General features: G+C 69.6%; 15 protein-coding genes. 10 read left to right on the forward strand and 5 right to left on the reverse strand.

The genetic code is table 11. The features are described 5' to 3' along the window. Window positions 1-7: 7 nt before the first annotated feature. Window positions 8-2,551 carry a glycosyltransferase gene (locus CAM01S_RS02530; protein ID WP_245631506.1) on the reverse strand — a complete coding sequence of 848 codons (2,544 nt, stop codon included), beginning with the start codon at window positions 2,549-2,551 and terminating at the stop codon, window positions 8-10. A gap of 126 nt (window positions 2,552-2,677) precedes the next feature. On the opposite strand from CAM01S_RS02530, the gene CAM01S_RS02535 reads away from it, so the two are divergent. Beyond that, a complete protein-coding gene (locus CAM01S_RS02535; RefSeq protein ID WP_066515864.1) occupies window positions 2,678-3,829 on the forward strand; it encodes a glycosyltransferase in 1,152 nt (383 codons plus the stop codon). A 45-nt stretch (window positions 3,830-3,874) separates the two neighbouring features. Here the strand turns inward: CAM01S_RS02535 and CAM01S_RS02540 are convergent, their stop codons facing one another. Then, window positions 3,875-4,861: a glycoside hydrolase family 25 domain-containing protein gene (locus tag CAM01S_RS02540; RefSeq protein WP_066515868.1), complete on the reverse strand. Its 987-nt coding sequence runs from the start codon at window positions 4,859-4,861 to the stop codon at window positions 3,875-3,877. Window positions 4,862-5,026: 165 nt separating this feature from the next. Between CAM01S_RS02540 and CAM01S_RS02545 the strand changes: the two genes are divergently transcribed. Continuing rightward, the gene (locus CAM01S_RS02545) at window positions 5,027-6,376 is read left to right on the forward strand and encodes a hypothetical protein (protein WP_066515873.1); all 1,350 of its coding nucleotides are present in this window, start codon (window positions 5,027-5,029) and stop codon (window positions 6,374-6,376) included. Between the two features lie 27 nt (window positions 6,377-6,403). Beyond that, window positions 6,404-7,171, forward strand: a complete 768-nt coding sequence (locus CAM01S_RS02550; RefSeq protein WP_169795812.1) for a polyprenol monophosphomannose synthase — start codon at window positions 6,404-6,406, stop codon at window positions 7,169-7,171. A 70-nt stretch (window positions 7,172-7,241) separates the two neighbouring features. Here the strand turns inward: CAM01S_RS02550 and CAM01S_RS02555 are convergent, their stop codons facing one another. Both CAM01S_RS02555 and CAM01S_RS02560 read right to left on the reverse strand, forming a co-directional pair. Beyond that, on the reverse strand, window positions 7,242-8,546 hold the full coding sequence (locus tag CAM01S_RS02555) for an exopolysaccharide production protein (RefSeq protein WP_157071357.1): 1,305 nt from the start codon (window positions 8,544-8,546) through the stop codon (window positions 7,242-7,244). 45 nt (window positions 8,547-8,591) lie between these two features. Continuing rightward, window positions 8,592-10,007, reverse strand: coding sequence for an O-antigen ligase family protein (locus CAM01S_RS02560; protein WP_157071358.1), 1,416 nt, complete (start codon window positions 10,005-10,007; stop codon window positions 8,592-8,594). 62 nt (window positions 10,008-10,069) lie between these two features. Here CAM01S_RS02560 and manA point away from each other — a divergent pair, with 62 nt between their 5' ends. From manA to CAM01S_RS02585, 5 genes are all read left to right on the forward strand, one after another. Next, complete coding sequence (manA, locus tag CAM01S_RS02565) at window positions 10,070-11,305, forward strand: mannose-6-phosphate isomerase, class I (protein ID WP_083527659.1); 1,236 nt, start codon at window positions 10,070-10,072, stop codon at window positions 11,303-11,305. Window positions 11,306-11,335: 30 nt separating this feature from the next. Beyond that, a complete protein-coding gene (gene galE, locus CAM01S_RS02570; RefSeq protein ID WP_066515894.1) occupies window positions 11,336-12,295 on the forward strand; it encodes a UDP-glucose 4-epimerase GalE in 960 nt (319 codons plus the stop codon). A 120-nt stretch (window positions 12,296-12,415) separates the two neighbouring features. Next, entirely contained in the window at window positions 12,416-12,775 is a 360-nt protein-coding gene (locus CAM01S_RS02575; RefSeq protein WP_083527660.1) for a WhiB family transcriptional regulator, read from the forward strand. Between the two features lie 89 nt (window positions 12,776-12,864). Beyond that, entirely contained in the window at window positions 12,865-15,714 is a 2,850-nt protein-coding gene (locus CAM01S_RS02580) for a glycosyltransferase family 2 protein (protein ID WP_066515898.1), read from the forward strand. Beyond that, a complete protein-coding gene (locus CAM01S_RS02585; RefSeq protein ID WP_066515901.1) occupies window positions 15,711-17,150 on the forward strand; it encodes a DUF5719 family protein in 1,440 nt (479 codons plus the stop codon). Before CAM01S_RS02580 ends, CAM01S_RS02585 begins: the two co-directional genes overlap by 4 nt. A gap of 123 nt (window positions 17,151-17,273) precedes the next feature. Here CAM01S_RS02585 and CAM01S_RS02590 read toward each other — a convergent pair whose 3' ends face one another. Beyond that, complete coding sequence (locus CAM01S_RS02590) at window positions 17,274-17,714, reverse strand: metallopeptidase family protein (RefSeq protein ID WP_066515904.1); 441 nt, start codon at window positions 17,712-17,714, stop codon at window positions 17,274-17,276. A 260-nt stretch (window positions 17,715-17,974) separates the two neighbouring features. Between CAM01S_RS02590 and CAM01S_RS02595 the strand changes: the two genes are divergently transcribed. Further along, window positions 17,975-18,190: a DUF3499 family protein gene (locus tag CAM01S_RS02595; protein WP_066516740.1), complete on the forward strand. Its 216-nt coding sequence runs from the start codon at window positions 17,975-17,977 to the stop codon at window positions 18,188-18,190. 574 nt (window positions 18,191-18,764) lie between these two features. Then, window positions 18,765-20,240, forward strand: coding sequence for an adenosylhomocysteinase (gene ahcY, locus CAM01S_RS02600; RefSeq protein ID WP_066515911.1), 1,476 nt, complete (start codon window positions 18,765-18,767; stop codon window positions 20,238-20,240). The last annotated feature ends 115 nt before the right edge of the window (window positions 20,241-20,355 follow it).

The following is a 20,355-nucleotide window of genomic DNA, read 5'->3' on the forward strand; positions in this document are numbered from 1 at the left end:
GGGCCGCTCAGCGGCCGTACTTGCTCTCGCGCATGGTGCGGAGGCGGTTCGACACCTTCGTGCGGAGCCCGCTCACGCCGCTCTCCCGCAGATAGTGTGTCGCGAGCATGACGTCTCGGCGGATGCCATGCCGACTGTTTGCGATCTGGTGGAATCGCAGCTCTCGGTCGTGACGAGCGCTGATCGGAGATTGGCGCCGTGGTACGAGTCCGGTGACCGCGGTGTGGGCAGCCTCATCGGCGCGGTCGGCGGCGACAGCGGGGTCCTTGCAGAACTCGACGAGCGGCGCGAGCGCTTTCTCCCACGTGAACTGCTCACGGACGCGGCTCACGGCTGCCCGGGCAGCAGCGATGGCCCGATCGTTGTAGAGCATTCGCTCAAGCGCCGCGGCGAGCTTGTCGACATCCCGCTCGGGGACGGCGACTCCCATGCCCTCTGCTGCGACGAGGTCGCCGAAGCTGTCGCCATTGGTGGTCACGATCGGCAGGTTCGCCCACATGTAGTCGAGGATCCGCGTGCGGAACGAGAACGTCGTCTCGATGTGCGCGTAGTGCGTTGAGACGCCGGCGTCCGCCTCCATGAGGTAGTTCTGCCGATCGTCGAGCGCGACCCACTGCTCATTGAAGAAGATGTGCTTGCCGGTGAGGCCGAGCTCGGCGCTCAGCCGACGCGTCTCGGCGACGATCGCCATCTCGGGAACGTCAGGATTCGGATGCGCGACACCCATGAAGAACAGGCGGATGTTGTCGTGCTTCTTCGCGACCTTCGCAACGGCGCGCACGAGGGTCGGCGTATCGAACCAGTTGTAGATGCCGCCACCCCAGATCACGACCTTGTCGTCATCGCCGATGCCGGGCACGACGCCGCGGATCGCCTTCCGTTCGTGCTTCGGCGGCGTCGAGTCCATGCCGAACGGAGCGATCGCGATGAGCTTGTTGAGGTTGTCATCGGCGAGGTAGTTGTCCGGGTTGACCCGCCCGACCGCGGCGAGCTGTCCGATCCAGAACAGCCGCTGACGCTCGGAGGCGCAGAGGAAGAAGTCGCCCCGCTCAAGCTGGGCATTGATGACGTTCGTCGTCGACTCGACCTGGTTCCGCCAGCCGACGTCGCCGTTGTCGCGCGCCTGCTCGAGCTGCTCGAGATGCATCGGGTCGTACAGATCGACCACCATGATCTTGTTCGACCGCTGCAGCGTCGTGAAGTGGTGCAGCGCGTAGCCCTGGAAGAAGATGACGTCGGCCCATTCCTCGTGGGCTTTCATCGCGCGCTCGTGCTGCAGCGGGACTCGCGCGACCTCGAATCGGTCGGACTTGCGGGCCGCGACGTTCCAGGTGAGCAGGCGAACGTCGTTGTGCTCGCTCAGCGCCTCCGCGATCTTCCACGCGCGCATCCCGGGGCCGGCCATCTTGTCGCCGAGTGCGTCTCCGGTGATGACGATGACGCGGGTTCGCTGCAGGGGCCGCTCGACGTCGAACGCGCGCTCGATCGCCTGGAAGCCCTCGAGGAAATACCCGTTCTCGAAGAGCGGCATGGCGGCGTCGCCGAAGAGCCGGAAGACGTCCTTGTCGGTCTTCACCCGTCGCGCCTGGATGCGGGCGCGCTCCTCCTGCAGGCGGGGGAGATCGGCGACGAACTGGTCGAGTGCGAAGAGACCCGCGACCGTGTCCTTCGACACCGCGGTCGTCGGCTCGAACTCGTCGGCCGAGCCGGTGAACTTCCGAAGGTCGAACTGGGTGGAGTCGAGACCGCTCTTGGCGACGGCACGCCGTCCGAGGAGTGCGAGCGCGGCCGGGAGGAACGTGCCGAGATTCTCGTCCGACAGGTTCTTGTACAGGAGGTGCAGGGCGTTGCGCTCGAGCAGGTACATCTCGCGGTATTCGCCGAACGACCGCATCGACCCGTGATGCTTGTGGTACACGACCGACGTCGGTGCGAAGCGCACGGTGAACCCGAGGAGGTTGAGACGCCACCCGAGGTCGACGTCGTCGTAGAACATGAACAGGCCCTCGTCGAACCCACCGACCTCGAGGAACACATGCCGCCGCACGAACAGCGCCGAACCCGTGCCGAACAACAGGTCGCGTGGTGTGTCGTAGCGGCCATCGTCGATCTCGGTGACGTGCTCCTTGTAGCCCATCCCGAACCAGGTGAGCCCGGAGCCGACGAAGTCGATGGCCTTGCCGTCCCAGTCGAGGACCTTGCTGGCGACCGCTGCGACGCGGGGGCTGGGCGCGAAGCCGGCGATGCCCTCTCGAATCCACGCGGGGTCGGGCTTGGCATCGTTGTTCAGGAACGCGACGAATTCGCCCGTCGCCTCACGTGCGCCGAGGTTCGATCCGCCGGTGAATCCGAGGTTCTCCGCCGACACGACGATCCGCACGTTCGCCTGGTTGCCGAGCTCGGCTCGGAGGCGCGCCTCGCTACCGTCGCCCGATCCGTTCTCGACGACGATGATCTCGAGCTGCTCGGCCGGCCAATCCACCTCGTTGACGCGGGCGACGCACTCGAGCGTGTCATCCGTCCCGCGGAAGTTGATGATGACGATGGACACGCGGGGTGCGGTTGCGGGCACTGGCTCTCCAGACTTGTGCGGTCGGGCCACGAAGGCCGGAAGGCGACACCACTATAACGATTGCCGATCGGCCATCGGCTGGTCGCACGCTGCGAGGATGGAAGCATGGACGCTTCCGTGATCGTCATCGACTGGCACCAGCCGGTGCTCACGCGGCGTGCGCTCGACGCGATCCTCGGGCAGCGCACCGAGTGGCGGTTCGAGGTCGTCCTCGTGGTGAACGACGCCGACGACGAAACCGTGAGCGCCTACCGCGTGGACTATCCGGCTATTCGTCTTGTGACGAGTCGAGCGAACACCGGATTCGCGGGCGGCGTCACCCTCGGGCTTGCGGCGGCGGACGGCGCGATCGCGGTGCTCGTCAACAACGATGCGGTTCCCGACCACGGCTTCCTCGAACGTGGCCGCATCATGCTGGAGGCCTCCGGACCGCGGGTCGCCGCGCTCGCCGCGACCGCGGTGCTCGAGGGCTCGTTCCGTCGCGTCCCGAGCGGGGGGACCGCCGACGCGCACGATCTGGTTGCGCCCGGCGGGGTCCGATGGCGGCGGGCCACAGCGCTGGCTGCCGCCGACGGAGGTGAGGCGAACCTCCAGGCAGACAGCGACCCAGCGGCGCTTCGGGCCGACGGAGGCGAGGCGAGCCTCCGGGGACCGAGCGTCGGCGAGTCGCTCATCAACGGAACCGGCGTCGTGCTTGATCGAACCGGGAACGGTCGCGACCGCGACTGGCTCGCACCTGTCGAAGGACCCCGCGAGACGACGCCGCTGTTTGGATTCTCGGGGGGCGCGGCGTTCCTGCGACGAGCGGCGCTCGAGGAGGTCGGCGGATTCGATCCCTGGCTGTTCATGTACTACGAGGATGTGGACGTGTCGTGGCGGCTCCGTCTCGCGGGCTACGACATTCGTTCGGTGCCGGACGCCGTCATCGTGCACCGGCACGCAGCGAGTTCCGCGAGCAGCGGCACGCTCGTGCGCTACCAGAGCATGCGCAACCGGCTCGCCGTCGTCCTGCGGAACGGCTCCGCAGGGCTCATTGTGCGCGTCCTCGCGCGAACCGTCGCGCGAGCCGCGATCGATCTCGCCAGGCCCGAATCGGCGCAGCTCGAACGGACGGCATGGCTTCGACTGCTGCGGGAGGCCCCGGGGCTCGTCCGCCACGCACGCAGCCGGCGCCAGGGCGATGGCGTCAACCGGGCTCAGCGACGCGTTGTGGAGGCGCTGCTCACCTCGTCCTCGGCGCGCATCGAGCAGCCCTAGACACCGTCTCCCTGAGCGTGCGCGTCGCGCACACGGCGCGGCGCCTCATCGGCAGAGGACGTCGATATCCGAGCCGGTGGCGACGGTGCCGCGGACGAACTGCACCATCCGGAGCGGGCCGTGCGTGAATGAGGGGGTGCTGCACGCGGTGCGGGCGGCCGTCGCCGTGGCCGGGCCGATCGCGAGCCACTCCGGAAGCCCGTTCAGCGGACTCGTCGACGGAACCGCGCCGGCGATGCTGGACCACTGGAGGCCCGTCGAATAGATCCCGATGTGGTTCGCCCCAGCCGCGTGCAGTCCGGCGACCATGCCCTCGAGCGCTGCGCGGTTGGCGGATTGGCCTGCCGAGGTCGACGGCTGCCAGCTCGCACCGGTCTCGACGTCGAGCCACCATCGGAACCCGGCGGGATGGGGGACGAGCGTTGTGTCGTGAGCAGCAAGGCCATAGCCGTACACGTACGCGCAGGCGGTGCTGTCTCCGCCGGTGCACGTGCCGTATGGGGTGCGGATCGGTCGGGAGCCGACGACGTCGGATGTCGGCCACTGCGCCGCGACGCTTGCGCCTGGCTCGGCGGTGAGCACGTAGAGCTGAATCCGATCGGTGCCGGCGCGCCCGCTCGAGCCGAGCGCCCAGTCGATATCGGTCGTGCGGAACGGGTTGGCGCCTCCCGCGTTGGGCCAGTTCACGCCCACGATGCCGAATGCCTGGTGTGCGGGGAACGGGCCGGAGCGCTGCGGGTACGAAACGTCCGCGCCCGTCGGGGTTGGCGTCGGGGCGGTGGAGGCGGGCGGTGCGGGGGGCGTGGTCGGCGGAGCGGATGCGCTCGGCGTGGCAGGCGCTGTCGGTGCGGCGCTTGCGCCCGCTGTCGGGGCGGCAGAGGCGCCCGTTGACGGCGAGGGAGAGGCGCCCGCTGTCGGCGAGGCAGAGGCGTCCGCGGCTGCGGCGTCCGCGGGTGCAGCGGCACCGAGGGTCGCGATGAGCGCGCCGACAAGCGCTGCCCGTGCGAGCGGGCGCTGTGGTGACAACGGCATGGTCAGGACTCCGAACCGGATGTTGGCGGAGCTCGACGGCGCGGTGACCGGAGCGTCGGACGTGCGATGCCGTCATGCGGCGCCGCGAGGCCACCTTACGGCTGCGCTGCTCCGGATGGTCGGCTCACTGCTGCAACGCGCACGCATGTGTGCGACGATCGCTCAATGCCGTCAGATGCCGTGGCAAGCGTCAGCGCGCCGCGCCACCAGCGTCGCGGCGGTCGCGGCACCCTGGGGCAGCTCGTCCCGATCGGGGTCATCGCCCTGCCGTCGGCGCTCGCGTGGTCGAGGCTTCCCGCCATCGCCCGCGGGACGCTCTGGGGTGAAGACGGCAAGTTCTTCCTCGCGGACAATCTGCAGCACGGCTCGCTCGGCAGCCTGTTCATCCCCTATCAGGGCTACCTGCACCTCGTGCCGAGGCTCATCGTCGATGTCGCCGTGCACATCACCCCGATCGGGGACTTCGCTCGCACGATCACGGCGATCACAGTGCTCGTCGTGGGTGGCGTCGGCGCGCTTGTGTACGTCCTCTCGCGAGACGTCATCGACGCGCCCGCCATGCGACTCGCGCTCGCCGTCGTGCCCGCGCTCGCCCCACTCAGCCCGGTCGAGATCCTCGGCAACGCCGCCAACCTCCATTCGTTCCTGCTCTACCTGACGCCGTGGCTGTTCCTCGCGCGGCCCCGAACGTGGTGGACCGCTGCCGCGCTCGGCGGTGTCGCCGTTCTCGTCGGACTGACCGAGATCCAGACGATCCTCTTCGTGCCGCTGCTCGCGCTACGCCGTCCATCGCTCCGGAGTCTTCCGGTGACGGCGGCGGCGCTCGTCGCCGCGTGCTGCCAGGTCGTCACGTCGCTGCTGTACCCGCGCACGCCACCGGCAGGCGCAACCGACAGCGTGCGCGACGTCGCCGTCGGCTACGTGTTGGAGCCCTTCGCGCAGTCGTTCGTCGGCAACTCCGCCTCGGTCGGCGCGGCCGTCGCACGATGGGGTGCTCTCGTCGTGGTGGTGCCGTTCCTTGGTGCGCTCGGGTATCTCGCCGTCGCACTCTGGCGGGGGAGCGCCCGCCATCGGCTCCTGATCGGCGCACTGCTCTGGGGCTCTGCGATCACCTGGTCCGCGTCAGTCCTCGTGAATCACATCGTCGAGTTCCGGTTCGCCGAATACACGGCTGCGCAACTGCGCGCACTCGGCACGAGCCGATATGCCGCGGTCGGTTCGCTGTTCCTGCTGGCCGCCCTCGTGGTGGCGACCGACGTCTACCTCGGCGCAGCCGAGCGGCCCCTCCGTCTCATCGGATGGGCCGCTGCCGTCGGCGTGGTCGTCGTCTTCGTCGTCAACGTCGTCCCATCGACGACCACCCGCGATCAGGGGCCGCTCTGGTCGCCGCAGATCCAGAACGCACGCGTTGCCTGCGCCGCGCACAACGCGCCTCCCGGAATACTCATACAGGAAGCGCCGCATCCGCCTTGGAGCGTCGTCATCCCATGCGCCATGATCGAGCGGGTCGGCTGACCCGCGACGCCCTCGTCGCCTTGCAGCGTGAACAGAAAGAAGACCGTGCCCCTCGAATCGACCCCGCTCGTCATCGTCCCGACCTACAACGAGGCCGAGAACATCGACGGCATCGCACGCCGCATCCTCGATACCGTTCCGGAGGCGCACCTCCTCGTCGTCGACGACGCGAGTCCTGACGGCACAGGCGACCTCGTCGAGGCGATGGCGGCATCGAACGACCGGGTGCACCTCCTGCGCCGCGCCGGCAAGCTCGGCCTCGGCAGCGCCTACGTGACCGGGTTCCGGTGGGGTCTCGAGCGCGGGTACGGATACCTCATCGAGATGGACGCCGACGGATCGCACCCGGCAGATCGGCTGCCCGCGATGATCCAGGCCGTGGCGACCGCAGCCCCGTCTGAACACGTGATGCTCGCGATCGGATCGCGCTGGGTGCGCGGCGGCAAGGTCGTCGACTGGCCGAAGCGACGCGAGTTCCTGAGCCGTGGCGCGAACACGTACGCGCGGATCATGCTCGGGCTCTCCGTGCACGACATCACCGCCGGGTTCCGGGTCTACCGGGCGGACGCGATCGCCCGCATGGACCTCGACTCGATCGACTCGAAGGGGTACTGCTTCCAAATCGACATGACCCTTCGCGTCGACGCCCTCGGGGGGCGCATCGTCGAGGTTCCGATCACGTTCCGGGACCGGATCTACGGGGTGTCCAAGATGTCCCAGTCGATCATCGTCGAGGCGATGCTCAAGGTCACGCAGTGGGGGATCGAGCGTCGCCTGCACCTGAAGCGACGCTGACCGACGGTCCCGCTCCGCCGAGCGCGTGCGACCGCAGTCGGCCGACGAGCCGGCTGGCCGGGCTGCGCACTCAGGGGCGGGGCAGGTGCCGACGCCAGGAGCGCCGCCGCGCGGCGACGACGAGCACGGTGACGAAGATCATCAGGCCCGCGCCGTGGAGCAGGTAGCTCTCCGCGGCGCTCGTCACCCCGAGGAGCACGAGCACCGCGGCCGGCCAGACATAGGCGACTCCGGGATACGTCGTCGCGGTGACCCACGCGCGGGCGAACGCGAGACCGGCGGCGATCGCCAGGATGAGCGCGCCCGCGATCCCGATCTGCATCCAGGCGTCGACGAACGCATTGAGCCCAGAGGTGAACGGGTGCCCGGCGGGGTCGATCAGCGTGTCGAACGGGTAGATCTGCTCGTGCGGCCACGTGCCGACCCAGCCCCAGCCCTGGATCGGGTACACCGTGGTGAGCACGCGCAGCTGCGCCCAGAGTGACAGCCGCGTCGCAGTGCCGTCGGCGGCGCCGATCTCCGCGAGGATGCGATGCCTCGCAGCGATCCCGACCACGATCACGACCAGGAGGACCGCGCCGAGGACCGCGTTCACGATCGGCCGCGTCGCGGGTTGCGCATGCCGGAGCGCCGCGAGGGCGAGCGCCGTGATCGCCAGCGCGATCATCGCGATGCCCGTGATCGGCGACTGCACGAGCATCAGGGCGATCAGCGCCAGCGCGGTGGACGTACAGGCCCGCCAGATCGTCACCGATCTCGTCAGGTACTCGACGACGAACGTCACCAGCGCCATGCCGGCCACGAACCCCATGAAGTTCCGCGTACCGCCGATGCCCTGGATCGGGCCTCCGACACCGATGTTGCCCTGGATTCCGAGCGCCGGGAACGAGGTGTTCAAGAGCAGGCCGACCAGGACCTCCAGACCGAGCGCGACGACGATGAGGACGCGGAAGGCGTCGCCGCTGGCGCGGATGATCTGGACGAGGTCGCGTCCGAGCGCGAGATACAGGCCGAGCGCCACGAAGCAGACCGTTGCGGCGAACCCCCGCAACGCGACCCACGAGTATTGGCTCCAGAGCACGCTCAGCGCGATGTAGCCGACGAAGGACAGCAGCGACAGCGGCAGCACACCATGCCATTCGATGCGGTACCGCTGCCCGAGCAGGCTCAGCCCCGCGAGCACGACGAGCGTGGCAAGGATCGCCCAGGTGCCGGCCGCACCGAGCAGCACGCGCACCGTGGGCTGACCGAACGCGAACAGCACGATGGCGGTCGCGAGCGCCTGGCTGAATCGGCCGCCTGCCGAGAACCCGATCCATGCGGACAGGTACCGACGTGCGAGGACGCGTCTCGTCGCCCCGCCGCTGTTCGTCACCGTTCGATTCTGGCGCACGCGCCGGTCAGGAGGCTCCTCCCGCACTCAGCGAAGACCGCTCCGCCCCGCGGTCGCCCCCGGGATCAGCGGGACCGTCGTTCGGAAGGCGCGCCGGGTCCCCGGCGTACGGGGTCCGTCGCCGAGCGACGGCGGCTCCTCGCCGACGAGCACGATGCGCGATTTGACGGCGATCACCGCGAACAGAATCCAGTTGCCCTCGTACAGGAGCCGAGACTCGGTGAGCGACTGCACGACGAGCGCCGTGGCGATGAGCAGTCCGAACAGCGAGACCGCCGAGAACGGAATCGTTTCGCGCTCCGCCGTGTAGCTGAAGCGGGTTGCGCTCGCCCACCCGCGCCCGAGCGTCGTGACGACGTACACGATGAACAGCGCCATCCCGATGACCCCGACCTGCATCCAAAGGTCGAGGTAGGCGTCGTGTGCCTGGAGGTAGGTGACGCCCTTTCGGACGACGAGGTGGTCGAGCGGCGCAACGTTCGGCCACCAGTATCCGATCCATCCCCATCCGATGACCGGATGCTGCTTCGCGAGGTCCCACACGTGCTGCCAGATTCCGGCGCGACCAGTGAGGGTCGAGCTCTTGCCGAGCAGGTGCAGGATCGGCGTTCGTCCCACCCAGGCGACCGCCGCGAGGGCGAGCGCCACGATGAGCGCGCCGAGATACGCGCGCGTGCGGCGTTCGGTCGGAATGCGGCGGATCAGCACAGCGGCGGCGAGAACGAGCGCGGTGACCACGGTCGCGACGAGCACCGTGGCGGACCGGGTCAGGGCGAGTGTCAGCGTCGCGAGCACGAGCCAGCCGATCGCCCGGTTCCGGCGGAGACGGCCGTCGGCCCACTGCACGCCGACGGCGATCGCGGCGAGCAGCGCGACCATGGCCAGCAGGTTGGAGTTGCCGGGAAGCCCCTGGATCTGACCACCCGTGAAGAGATCGGCCCGGGAGAAGTAGAACGCCTGCGGGACCTTCCGGTGGCCGTAGTCGGACCACACCGGAGCGACCGGATGCCGGACGACCGCGGCGACGACGAGTTCGAGCAGCAGTGACAGGAGCACGACCCAGCGGAGCGCCAGGCTCAGCGCGTCGAGGATTCGGCGCCACGAGAGCGTCGACGCGATCGTGAAGGCCATCAGCGCGCACAACACCTGCGCGGCGATGCTGGCGGCGGTCGCGGCACGCCAGTGCGACCACGCGAACGAGATCAGGCACCAGCCGAGGAAGATCCACAGGGCCCGAGGCGTTCGCGTGACCGGCGGTCGTGCGCGCACCAGGATCGCGATGCCCCAGAGGCCCGCAAGGCTGCAGACGACCGCCCAGCCCGTCCAACCCAGCAGGTTCGGGAAACCGTCACCCGCGAACACGATGAACAGCACGGTCGACGCGAACCAGAAGGCCTCGCCCTCCGAAACGCGGCCGCGTGCCACGGGCCAGGTGTTCGTCACGGAGCAAGGGTAGCCGGACGCCGCGGCCATCCGGGCGGAGCAGGGCCAGTAGGGTCGGACGCATGTTCCTCGGCATCACGAATACGCCGCGCGACTACGCGTGGGGATCGACGACAGCCATCCCGGAGATTCTCGGGCGCACGATCACCGGGCGTCCGCAGGCGGAGCTGTGGCTGGGCGCACACCCCGGGTCGCCGAGCGTCGTCGTCAACCCGGCCGTGGTCGACGGTGCCGACACACTCGCCGACTGGATCCGTGCCGAACCGGAGACCGCACTCGGGCCGCGCGGCAATCGGCCGACGGGCCTTCCGTTCCTGCTCAAGCTCCTCGCCGCGGCCTCGCCGCTGTCGCTCCAGGCGCACCCGACTCCCGAGCAGGCGAAGGACGGGTTCATCCGCGAGAACGATGCGGGCATCCCGCTCCACGCGAGCGACCGGAACTATAAGGATCCGTTCCCGAAGCCGGAGCTCATCGTCGCGATCAGCGAGCGATTCGACGCGCTGAGCGGGTTCCGGCCGATCGATGAAGCGCTGGCCGACATCGCGACGATCGACGCCGGATCAGGCGCCCTCACGCCGCTCCGCGGGCACGCGGAAGCCGGGCTGGAGGCCGTCGTCCGATGGTTGGAGACCGCCGACGAGCAAGCGCGCTCGCAGATCGCCGAGGTCGTCGAGCGTGCCCGGTCCGTCACCGACCCCACGCCGAACATCCGGACGGTGGTCGACCTTGCCGCGCGGTTCACAGACGACCCCGGGATCGTCGTCTCCCTGTTCATGCATCGCGTTCGGATGGCGGACGGCGAGGCGATGTACCTGCCCGCAGGGAACATCCACGCCTACCTCGAGGGTGTCGGCATCGAGCTGATGGCGCCATCGGACAACGTGCTCCGCGGAGGCCTCACGCCGAAGCACGTCGACGTTCCCGAGCTGCTCCGCGTGCTCGACTTCACGGCGCACCCGGTGCCGATGCTCGAGCCCGAGTCGCTGGCGCCCGGGATCGACCGGTTCGCCCCGGACGGCGTTGGGTTCGCACTCATTCGTGTTCGTGGCTCGGGGCGGTCCGCGGGGCTCGGCAGCGGTGGTCTGGTCGAGCTCACCGGTCCGTCGATCGCGATCTGCACGGCCGGCACGGCGACCCTCGTTGGGGCTCGCTCCGCGACGATGCTCCGCCAAGGGGAGTCGTGCTTCATCACCCCGGACGAAGGAGCGGTCACGGTCGAGGCCGATGCGATCGCGGGGGTCGTGGCAACCGTGTTCATCGCGACCGGGGCGACGGATGAGGCGGTGACCGTCCGCTGAGCGCGGATCGCACCCGATAGCGTTATCCGTATGAGTTGGTTGGTCACCGGCGCTGCCGGCTACATCGGGTCCCATGTCGTCCGCGCGCTTCGTGCGGCCGGACTCGAGACGGTGTCGTTCGATGACCTATCGAGCGGATTTCGCTCGTTCGTGCCCGATGGAGAGCCGTTCGTCGAGGGCACCGTGCTCGACCACGATCTCCTCGTGCGCACGATGCGCGAGCACCACGTCGACGGCGTCATGCACATCGCCGGCTTCAAGTACGCGGGCGTCTCCGTGCAGCGTCCCCTGCACACCTACGAGCAGAACGTCACGGGCATGGTGACGCTGCTCCGCGCGATGGCAGACGCCGACGTCCGCAACATCGTGTTCTCGTCGAGCGCCGCCGTGTTCGGCACGCCAGACGTCGACCTCGTCGTCGAGGAGACCCCGAAGGCGCCGGAGTCGCCCTACGGCGAGTCGAAGCTCATCGGCGAGTGGCTCCTCCGCGATATGGAGGCCGCGGCCGGCTTCCGCACGACGAGCCTCCGGTATTTCAACGTGGTCGGCTCCGGCGAACCGAGCTTGTACGACGCGAGTCCGCACAACCTGTTTCCGCTCGTCTTCGACGCGCTGCTCGCCGGCCGGACGCCGCGGATCAACGGCGATGACTACCCGACCCCGGACGGCACATGCGTGCGCGATTACATCCACGTCGCCGACCTTGCTGCGGCGCATGCCGTGGCGGCGCAGCGGCTGGCTGCGGGGGACACCATCGAACGGGCCTACAACCTGGGCAGCGGCGACGGCGTCAGCGTGCGGGAGATCATGGACGCGATGGCGCGCTGCACCGGGATCGCGTTCGAGCCGGAGATTGCTCCGCGCCGCCCGGGAGACCCCGCACGCATCGTCGCGACGGGAACCCTCGCCGCACGCGATCTTGGCTGGGCGATGCGGCACACTCTCGACGAGATGGTGACGAGCGCCTGGGAGGCGCGTCGCGCTGCGTGACGATCGCGACACGCCCAAACGGGGGACAAGACGCGGTTTCGTTCTCCGGTCCTTTTATGATTCGCGACTTGACCTGGGACGAATAACACCTGTGTAATTAGAGCAGCGGCGAACGCCGCGATGAAGCCACCAGCAGACGTTCGAGGGGTGATCAGGGTGAACGGTTCCGCGCAGGTGTCGGGAGTTCCCAACGACTGGCATGTCGACCCGGTTCGACTCGGTGTCCCGGGCGTCCGCCGGGCGGTCGATCCGGACGACGACAACACGCTCGCCTGGCAGGCGGACTCGCTCTGCGCGCAGACCGACCCGGAGGCGTTCTTCCCGGAGAAGGGCGGCTCCACCCGGGAGGCGAAGCGCATCTGCGGCTCGTGCGAGGTGCGGTCCGAGTGCCTCGAATACGCGCTCGAGAACGACGAGCGATTCGGCATCTGGGGTGGCCTCAGCGAGCGGGAACGTCGGAAGCTGCGGCGGCGCGCATAGCCGGCACGCGCCTCCCGTTCGACGGGAGGCAGGGCGCGCCGCACCGGCTCCGCTGATCGCGTGTCGACTCCGCTTAGAGTGACCGCGTCATGCAGCCCCGAGTCACCGCGATCCTCGTCTGCGCCAACGGCGCCGACTTCATCGACCGAACGCTGGACGCGCTCGCCGGTCAGACTCGTCCGCCCGAAAACCTCGCCGTCGTCGACGTGGGCTCGACGGACGGCTCCACCGACGGGCTCGAATTCGGAGGCTCGGCGACCGTCGTCCGCATACCCCGCGGTCGCTCCTTCGGGGACGCGATCACCCAGGGGGAGCGTGCCTCCAGTGACGTTGCACTCGGTGACGCCGATGCGGGCGTCGACGAGTGGCTGTGGCTGATCGGGCACGACAACGCACCAGCCCCCGGCGCGCTCGAGGCGCTGCTCCGCGCCGTGGAGATCGCGCCGTCCGTCGCCGTGGCCGGGCCGAAGCTGATGGCCATCGACGATCCGTTCCGGATCGCCGAGTTCGGCGAGAGCATGACGCGGCTCGGGCGCTCGGTCGCGCTCGTGCACGACGAACTCGACCAGGGGCAGCACGACAGCCACACGGATGTGCTCGCCGTCGGTGCGGCCGGCATGCTCGTGCGACGGTCGGTGTGGATCGCGCTCGGCGGCTTCGATCCGGCGCTCCCGAGTGTCGACGCGGCCCTGGACTTCTGCGTTCGCGTTCGGCTCGCCGGCCACCGGGTCACCGTGGTGCCCTCCGCGCGGGTCGCGACCGCAGGCGCCATCGAGGACTTCGGGCGCGCCTCCAGACTGAGCGACGGGCGTCGTGCGCGCATTCATCGGCAAGCCCAGTTGCACCGCCGCATGACCTATGCCCCTGCGGCGGCGCTCTGGATCCACTGGCTGTCGCTGGTGCCGCTCGCGATCGCCCGAGCGCTCGGGCACCTCGTCGGAAAGCACCCCTCGGCGGTCGGCAGCGAGCTCGGCGCGGCGTTCGCGGTCGCATTCTCTGCGCGGCCCCGACGCTCGCGCGCGGCGCTCGCGAAGACCCGCCGTGTCTCATGGACCGCGATCGAGCCGCTCCGCGTGCAATGGCGGAGCGTGCGAGAACGCCGCATCACCTCACGTGACGTCGAGATCGCGCAGGTCGAGGACGCGGCGGTCGCTCGGGCCTCGTTCTTCGGCGACGGCGGCATGTGGGTCGTCCTCGGGGCCGCGCTCGTCAGCGCGGTGGCACTCTTCGGGCTCTTCGGGTCGCCTGCGCTGACCGGAGGCGGCCTCCTCCCGCTGTCCGACGATGTCGGTCAGCTCTGGCGGAACGTCGGATACGGCTGGCATGCGGTCGGGACCGGCTTCACCGGTCCGTCGGACCCGTTCACGGCGGTGCTCGCCGTCCTCGGGTCGATCACGTTCTGGTCGCCGTCGACGGCGATCGTGCTGGTGATGCTGCTCGCCCTCCCGCTCGCTGCCACGAGCGCCTGGTTCGCGATCCGCCAGGTCACGACGCGACGCTGGGTCCCGGCGGTCGGTGCCGCGATCTACGCCATCGCGCCGACCCTCGTCGCGTCGGTCATGACCGGGCATCTCGGAGCGGTGCTCGTCCATGTCGCACTGCCGTGGTTTCTGCTGCTGCTGCGAACCGCCCACCGCTCGTGGGCATCGTCGGCGGGTGCAGCGCTGCTCTTCGCGCTGATCGTCGCCGCCTCGCCGTCCCTGGTGCCGGTCATGCTGATCATCTGGCTCGCAGCGGTCGCGTTCGGCGCCCGGCACTGGGTGCGCAGGATCGCGATCCCGGTGCCCGCGGCGGTGCTCTTTCTGCCGCTGGTCCTCGCGCAGATCGCTCGCGGCACGCCCCTTGCGATCGCCGCCGATCCTGGCGTCCCCGTCGCCGACGCGCGGCCGAACGCGCTGCAGCTCGCGATGGGCGCGCCGATCGGCGGCGCGAACGGCTGGGCCGCCGTCGTGGGCGGATCGCCCGTGATCACATCGGTGGTCACGCTCGCTGCCGGACTCGTTCTGCTTCCGATCCTGCTCACCGCGCTCGGCGCGCTCCTCGGACACCGCTGGATCGTGGCGTGCGGCTCCATCGTGCTCGCGCTCCTCGGCTACGCGACGGCGGTCGCTGCGACCCATGTCGGTGTCGCCAGCGTCGGCTCCGCATCGACCACGCTCTGGCCCGGTGGGGGACTCAGCGTCATGGCGATCGGCGTGGTGCTCGCGGCGGCGATCGGGCTCGACACCCTGCCCAGGCTCGCGCCGGGCCTTGCAATCCTCGCCTCGGTGCTGAGCTTCGCCGCGGTCGCGCCCGCGCTGGCCGGCATGTACCTCGGCACGGCTGCGCTGACACCGACCACCGGTCGTGTCATCAGCGCATACGTCAACGCGCAAGCGCAGACAGACCCCGGCATCGGGACGCTCGTGCTCCTCCCGCAACCGGACGGGTCGCTCGCTGCGACGCTCGAGCGCGGTGCCGGTCCGGCGCTCGACGACCAAGCGACCTGGACGTCGACCGCTCCGACGCTCAGCGCCTCGGCGCATCGGATCAGCGTCCTCGCGGCGAACCTCGCGAGCCGGAGCGGTTTCGATCCGCGATCCGACCTCCGGCAGCTCGGCGTGCGGTTCGTGCTGCTCCAGAACGGCGTGCAACAGCCGGGGAGCGAGACCGTTCAGGCTCGGGCCGCCGCATCGATCGGACAGAACGCGCTGTTCACGAGCGTCGGCACCACCGCGACGGGCGTGCTCTACAGCTACGGTGGCGCAATCGATCATCGGGCCGGTGCCACCGCGGCGTCACGATCGCTGCACGCACTGACCCTGCTGGTGTTCGCGGTCGTGTTCGGGGCGACGGCGCTCCTCGCGATCCCGACCGCACCGCGGCGCCGGCATCCGGTCGGCGAGCGGCTCGAGGTCGAGGAACCCGCGACCACCTTCGACGAGGAGCGGGACGAATGAGCACCACATCGCGACGTCCGGTGTCGGAACGCGTACGACGCCGGCGCCGCTGGGTCGGCCGCACGAGCGCGCTCGTCGTCGTCACCCTCATCGCTGCCGGGACCGTCTTCGCGGCGCGCGACCTGGCCGCGCCGACGGCAATCGGTCATCCGATCGGCGAGACCGTCGTTCCGGTGCCGGCGGATGCGGAGCGCGTGTGTGCCGGCTCGGTGCTGCAGCTCTCGAATGCGAGCGGTCAGAACGCCACGACGGCGACCGCACTCGGCACGGAGACGGTGAGCGCCGCCGGCTCCGACGGCACCGTCCATCGCGGAACGATCGACGCCGGGCCCAACGGCGGGAGCGGTGCCACGACCATTACCGCTCCCGCCGGTACGACCACGCCCTCAGTCGCCGGAAGCGGCATCCAGGACATCGAGCAGTCGGATCTCGCCGGACTCGCCGCTGCAGCGTGCACCGATCCGGTGTCGTCGGCGTGGCTCGTCGGCGGCTCCACCGTGACCGGTCGGACGAGCATCATCACGCTGTCGAACCCGACGGCTGTGAACGCGACCGTCGACCTGTCGATCTACGACGCCTCCGGGCCGGTGTCGGCACCGGGAACGAACGGCATCGTGGTGGCTCCGCACACGCAGAGCGTGGTGCCGCTGTCAGGATTCGTGAGTGGCGCCTCCGCGACCGTGGTCCATGTGACGACGACCGGCGGTCAGATCGTCGCGATGATGCAGGAGTCCGTGATTCGGACGCTCACCCCCGGTGGCGTCGACATCATTCAGGGCAGTGCCGCGCCGGACACGACGCAGGTGATCCCGGGCGTTGTCGTGCGGAGCGCGCAGGCCGCTCAGAGCGGCTCGGACACCGCGGACGCCGCTCCGATCGTCCGTGTCTACGTGCCGGGAGCCGTGCAGGCGAACCTGACGCTCTCGATCCAGAGCGGGGGCGGGGGCGGCACGACTGTGAACGCCACGGCGGAGCCGGGCATCGTGACCGACATCCCGTTGTCGGACTTCCCAGATGGAACCTATTCGGTCTCGATCAGCGCTGACCGTCCGGTCGTCGCCGCAGCGCGCACGAGCACGGCGACCTCGGGAGGCCGCACCGATCTGGGATGGTTCGCCTCCGCTCCGGCGCTCACGGCGTCCGTGCTGACCGATGTCGTGAACGGCCCGGGCGCCACTCTGACGCTCGTCAATCCCACACGCCACGACGCGACGGTCCGACTCACATCGGACCAGGGGTCGCAGTCGGTGCTCGTCACAGCGGGAGCAACGGTCGATACCGCAGTTCCCCTTTCAACCGCGATGCGGATCACTGGCGCGATCGGCCTTCGCGCGAGCGTGTCCTACCAGGGCGGGAGCGGCATCGCGGGGTTCCCGATCGTCCCGGCGCTGCAAGCGTCGTCGCCGCTGACGGTCTTCCCGCAGGCCGCCGGCTGAGCGCCCGTTTCCGCGGACCACCGAGTTTCCGCTGCCCAGCTCGGTTCCGCTCATCAGCTCGGTTCCGCTGATCAGCTCGTTTCCGCTGATCAGCTCGTTTCCGCTGCGCAGCGGGACGTCGCGTCAGAAGTGCCGATACCGGTCGGGCGCGAGGTCCCACGGATCTTTCCCGATGAGTTCCGCGACGGCGCGGAGCACCGACGTCTCGACGATGATCCGACGGTCGAGGTCGTCCTTCTCCGGGAGGCGCGTGACGCGTTCCACGGGAATCCGGTAGATGGTCACGCGCGGCGGCTGATGCTCCACGAGCCACCGGGGCATGACGGTCGGCTGCTCGGCGGTGGACGGCATGTCGGCGACCTGGAAGACGACGTTCGCGAGCTCGTCGGGCCATCGCTCCACGAGATAGTGCGCCGTGTCTGCGACGATCCGGTCGAAGAGTTCCGCGCGGGTGATGACCGGCGGGAGGTCGGGTCCAGTCACCGATGACCGCCCGCCTCGCCCATGCCGCGATCGCCCCCGTCCGCGAGCCACGGGCGTGACGAGGAGACGACGTCTGGCCATTCCGGAATCCTACGCGGAACCGCTCGTGCCGTCGCTCGCGCGTCGGTCGTGTGCTTGCTCGTGCCGTGGTCATGTGGTCGTTCACGGGTCGCTCGTGTCGGCGCTCGCGCGTCGGTCGTGTGCTTGCTCGTGCGTCGCTCGTGCTGTCGCTCGCGCCGTCAGTCGGGTGGTCGCTCGTGCCGAAGTCGCACTGTGCCGAGCCGCCGACGGCACTGCTCCAGTCGGGGCGCTCCGGCGCGGGTCCGATAGGTTTGCCCGCGATGGATGTTCGGATCTGCAGCAAGGTCGCGTGCGGCGCGAGCGCTGCGGCGACGCTCACCTACGACTACGCGGACTCGATGGTGGTCGTGGGTCCGCTCTCGCTCCGCGTGGAGCCGCACGGCTACGACCTGTGTGCCCGGCATGCCGCGGTTCTTCGCGTGCCGAAGGGCTGGCAGATCGTCCGACGGACGCCGATTGCACGTGACGAACGCTGACCTCCGTTCCGTCTGACGCGGAGCAACGGCCGTCGACATGCCGTGCGCGGGGCGCGGTAGAGCAGGACGTTGCGCTCAACACGCGCGCAACGGCAGGAAGTTGATCTCCGGCGAGAACTGAGCGGCGCGCGAGAGCCCCAACCCCGGAGAGGGCGATGCGGTGCGCCGTCGGCGCTCGATCTATTGACGGCCGAGTGGTGCGCCGATGGCGCGCCTCCTTTTTGCCGTTCGGCGGTGCGCCATTGGGCGCGCCGCGGTTCACGGGGTGCCGACACTCCGTGCGCGGGGCGCGGTAGAGCAGGACGTTGCGCTCAACACGCGCGCAACCGCAAGAACTTGACCTCCTGCGAAAACTGAGCGGCGCGTCCCGCGCTCGCCCCCGACGCTGAGCCGCGCCTCCCGCGCTCGCCCCCGTTGCTGAGCGGCGCGTCCCGCGCTCGCCCTCGACGCTGAGCCGCGCGTCTCGCGCTCGCCCCCGGTGTTGATCGGCGATTCCCGCGCAGCCACTCCACCGCGCGGCGCCGCGCACGGGGAGGGTCGTCCCACGTCGGTGGGGGATGCGAGACTGGTGCTCATGGCCCTGACTCAGACCGTTCCCGCCTTCCGCGTCGCCGACGTCGCGCTCGCCGACGCCGGCCGGCATCAGATCCGCCTCGCCGAGCAAGAGATGCCCGGGCTCATGGCGCTCCGGGAAGAGTTCGGGCCGACGCAACCCTTGGCGGGCGCGCGCATCGCCGGCTCGCTCCACATGACGGTCCAGACCGCCGTGCTCATCGAGACGCTCGTGGCGCTGGGCGCGAAGGTTCGCTGGGCGAGCTGCAACATCTTCTCCACCCAGGACGAGGCCGCTGCCGCGGTCGCCGTCGGACCGACCGGCACGCCGGACGCTCCAGCCGGTGTCCCGGTCTTTGCCTGGAAGGGCGAGACACTCGACGAGTACTGGTGGTGCACCTCCCGCATCTTCGACTGGTCGGCTGAGGCCGCTGCCGCCGGGGCGGACTGGGCCGGTCCGAACTTGATCCTGGACGACGGCGGCGATGCCACGTTGCTCGTCCACACCGGAGCCGACGCCGAGGCCGCGGGGTCCGTTCCCGAACCGACGGCCGATGCCACCGATGAGTGGCGGATCGTGCTCTCGACGATCACCGCCTCGCTCGAGCAGAGCCCCGACCGATGGACCCGCATCGCAGCCGATCTCCGCGGCGTGAGCGAAGAGACCACGACCGGCGTCCACCGTCTGTACGAGCTCGCGCGCAGCGGATCCCTGCGCTTCCCGGCGATCAACGTCAACGACTCCGTCACGAAGTCGAAGTTCGACAACAAGTACGGGATCCGGCACTCCCTCCCGGACGGACTCAACCGCGCCACTGATGTTCTCATCGGCGGCAAGGTCGCCTTCGTGGTGGGCTACGGCGACGTCGGCAAGGGGGCCGCGGAAGCGTTGCGGGGTCAGGGCGCCCGAGTCATCGTGAGCGAGGTCGACCCCATCTGCGCGCTTCAGGCCGCGATGGACGGCTACCAGGTCGCACGGCTGGCGGACGTCGCCGCCGAGGTCGACATCGTCGTCACCTGCACCGGCAACGTGAACGTGGTCGGCGTGGACGACATGCTCGCCCTGAAGCATCTCGCGATCGTCGCGAACGTCGGTCACTTCGACAATGAGATCGACATGGCCGGGCTCGCCGCTCTGGCCGGGGTCGAGAAGATCGAGATCAAGCCGCAGGTGCACGAGTGGCGTCTCCCGACCGGCCGCAGCATCCTCGTCCTGAGCGAAGGCCGGCTGATGAATCTCGGCAACGCGACCGGCCACCCGTCCTTCGTCATGAGCAACTCGTTCACGAACCAGGTGCTCGCCCAGATCGAGCTCTTCACGAAGCCCGACTCGTACCCGATCGGCGTGTACGTCCTGCCGAAGCACCTCGACGAGAAGGTCGCGCGTCTGCACCTCGACGCGCTCGGCGTGCACCTCACGACCCTGCGTCCGGAGCAGGCCGCCTACATCGGCGTCAGCCCGGACGGTCCGTTCAAGCCCGATCACTACCGCTACTGAACCCACCGCCAGTCGTCCGCGGCGCGCTCCTCGGCGCCGCGGACCGATCCGGCTATCGTGGTCGAGCGGGTGACCAGGTGTGACTCGCAGCACGTTCCCGCCGACAGGCGAACCG

It is taken from the genome of Curtobacterium ammoniigenes NBRC 101786 (genome assembly GCF_001571045.1).
GTDB classification, from domain to species: Bacteria; Actinomycetota; Actinomycetes; order Actinomycetales; family Microbacteriaceae; genus Curtobacterium; species Curtobacterium ammoniigenes.

Bases quoted from the DNA above. Each gene is read 5' to 3' on its own strand.
- CAM01S_RS02580 (WP_066515898.1), top strand. From the start codon at position 12,865: ATGCAGCCCCGAGTCACCGCGATCCTCGTCTGCGCCAACGGCGCCGAC.
- CAM01S_RS02535 (WP_066515864.1), top strand. From the start codon at position 2,678: ATGGACGCTTCCGTGATCGTCATCGACTGGCACCAGCCGGTGCTCACG.
- CAM01S_RS02545 (WP_066515873.1), top strand. From the start codon at position 5,027: ATGCCGTCAGATGCCGTGGCAAGCGTCAGCGCGCCGCGCCACCAGCGT.
- galE (WP_066515894.1), top strand. From the start codon at position 11,336: ATGAGTTGGTTGGTCACCGGCGCTGCCGGCTACATCGGGTCCCATGTC.
- manA (WP_083527659.1), top strand. From the start codon at position 10,070: ATGTTCCTCGGCATCACGAATACGCCGCGCGACTACGCGTGGGGATCG.
- CAM01S_RS02590 (WP_066515904.1), bottom strand. From the start codon at position 17,714: ATGGCCAGACGTCGTCTCCTCGTCACGCCCGTGGCTCGCGGACGGGGG.
- CAM01S_RS02595 (WP_066516740.1), top strand. From the start codon at position 17,975: ATGGATGTTCGGATCTGCAGCAAGGTCGCGTGCGGCGCGAGCGCTGCG.
- CAM01S_RS02575 (WP_083527660.1), top strand. From the start codon at position 12,416: ATGAAGCCACCAGCAGACGTTCGAGGGGTGATCAGGGTGAACGGTTCC.
- CAM01S_RS02540 (WP_066515868.1), bottom strand. From the start codon at position 4,861: ATGCCGTTGTCACCACAGCGCCCGCTCGCACGGGCAGCGCTTGTCGGC.
- CAM01S_RS02585 (WP_066515901.1), top strand. From the start codon at position 15,711: ATGAGCACCACATCGCGACGTCCGGTGTCGGAACGCGTACGACGCCGG.
- ahcY (WP_066515911.1), top strand. From the start codon at position 18,765: ATGGCCCTGACTCAGACCGTTCCCGCCTTCCGCGTCGCCGACGTCGCG.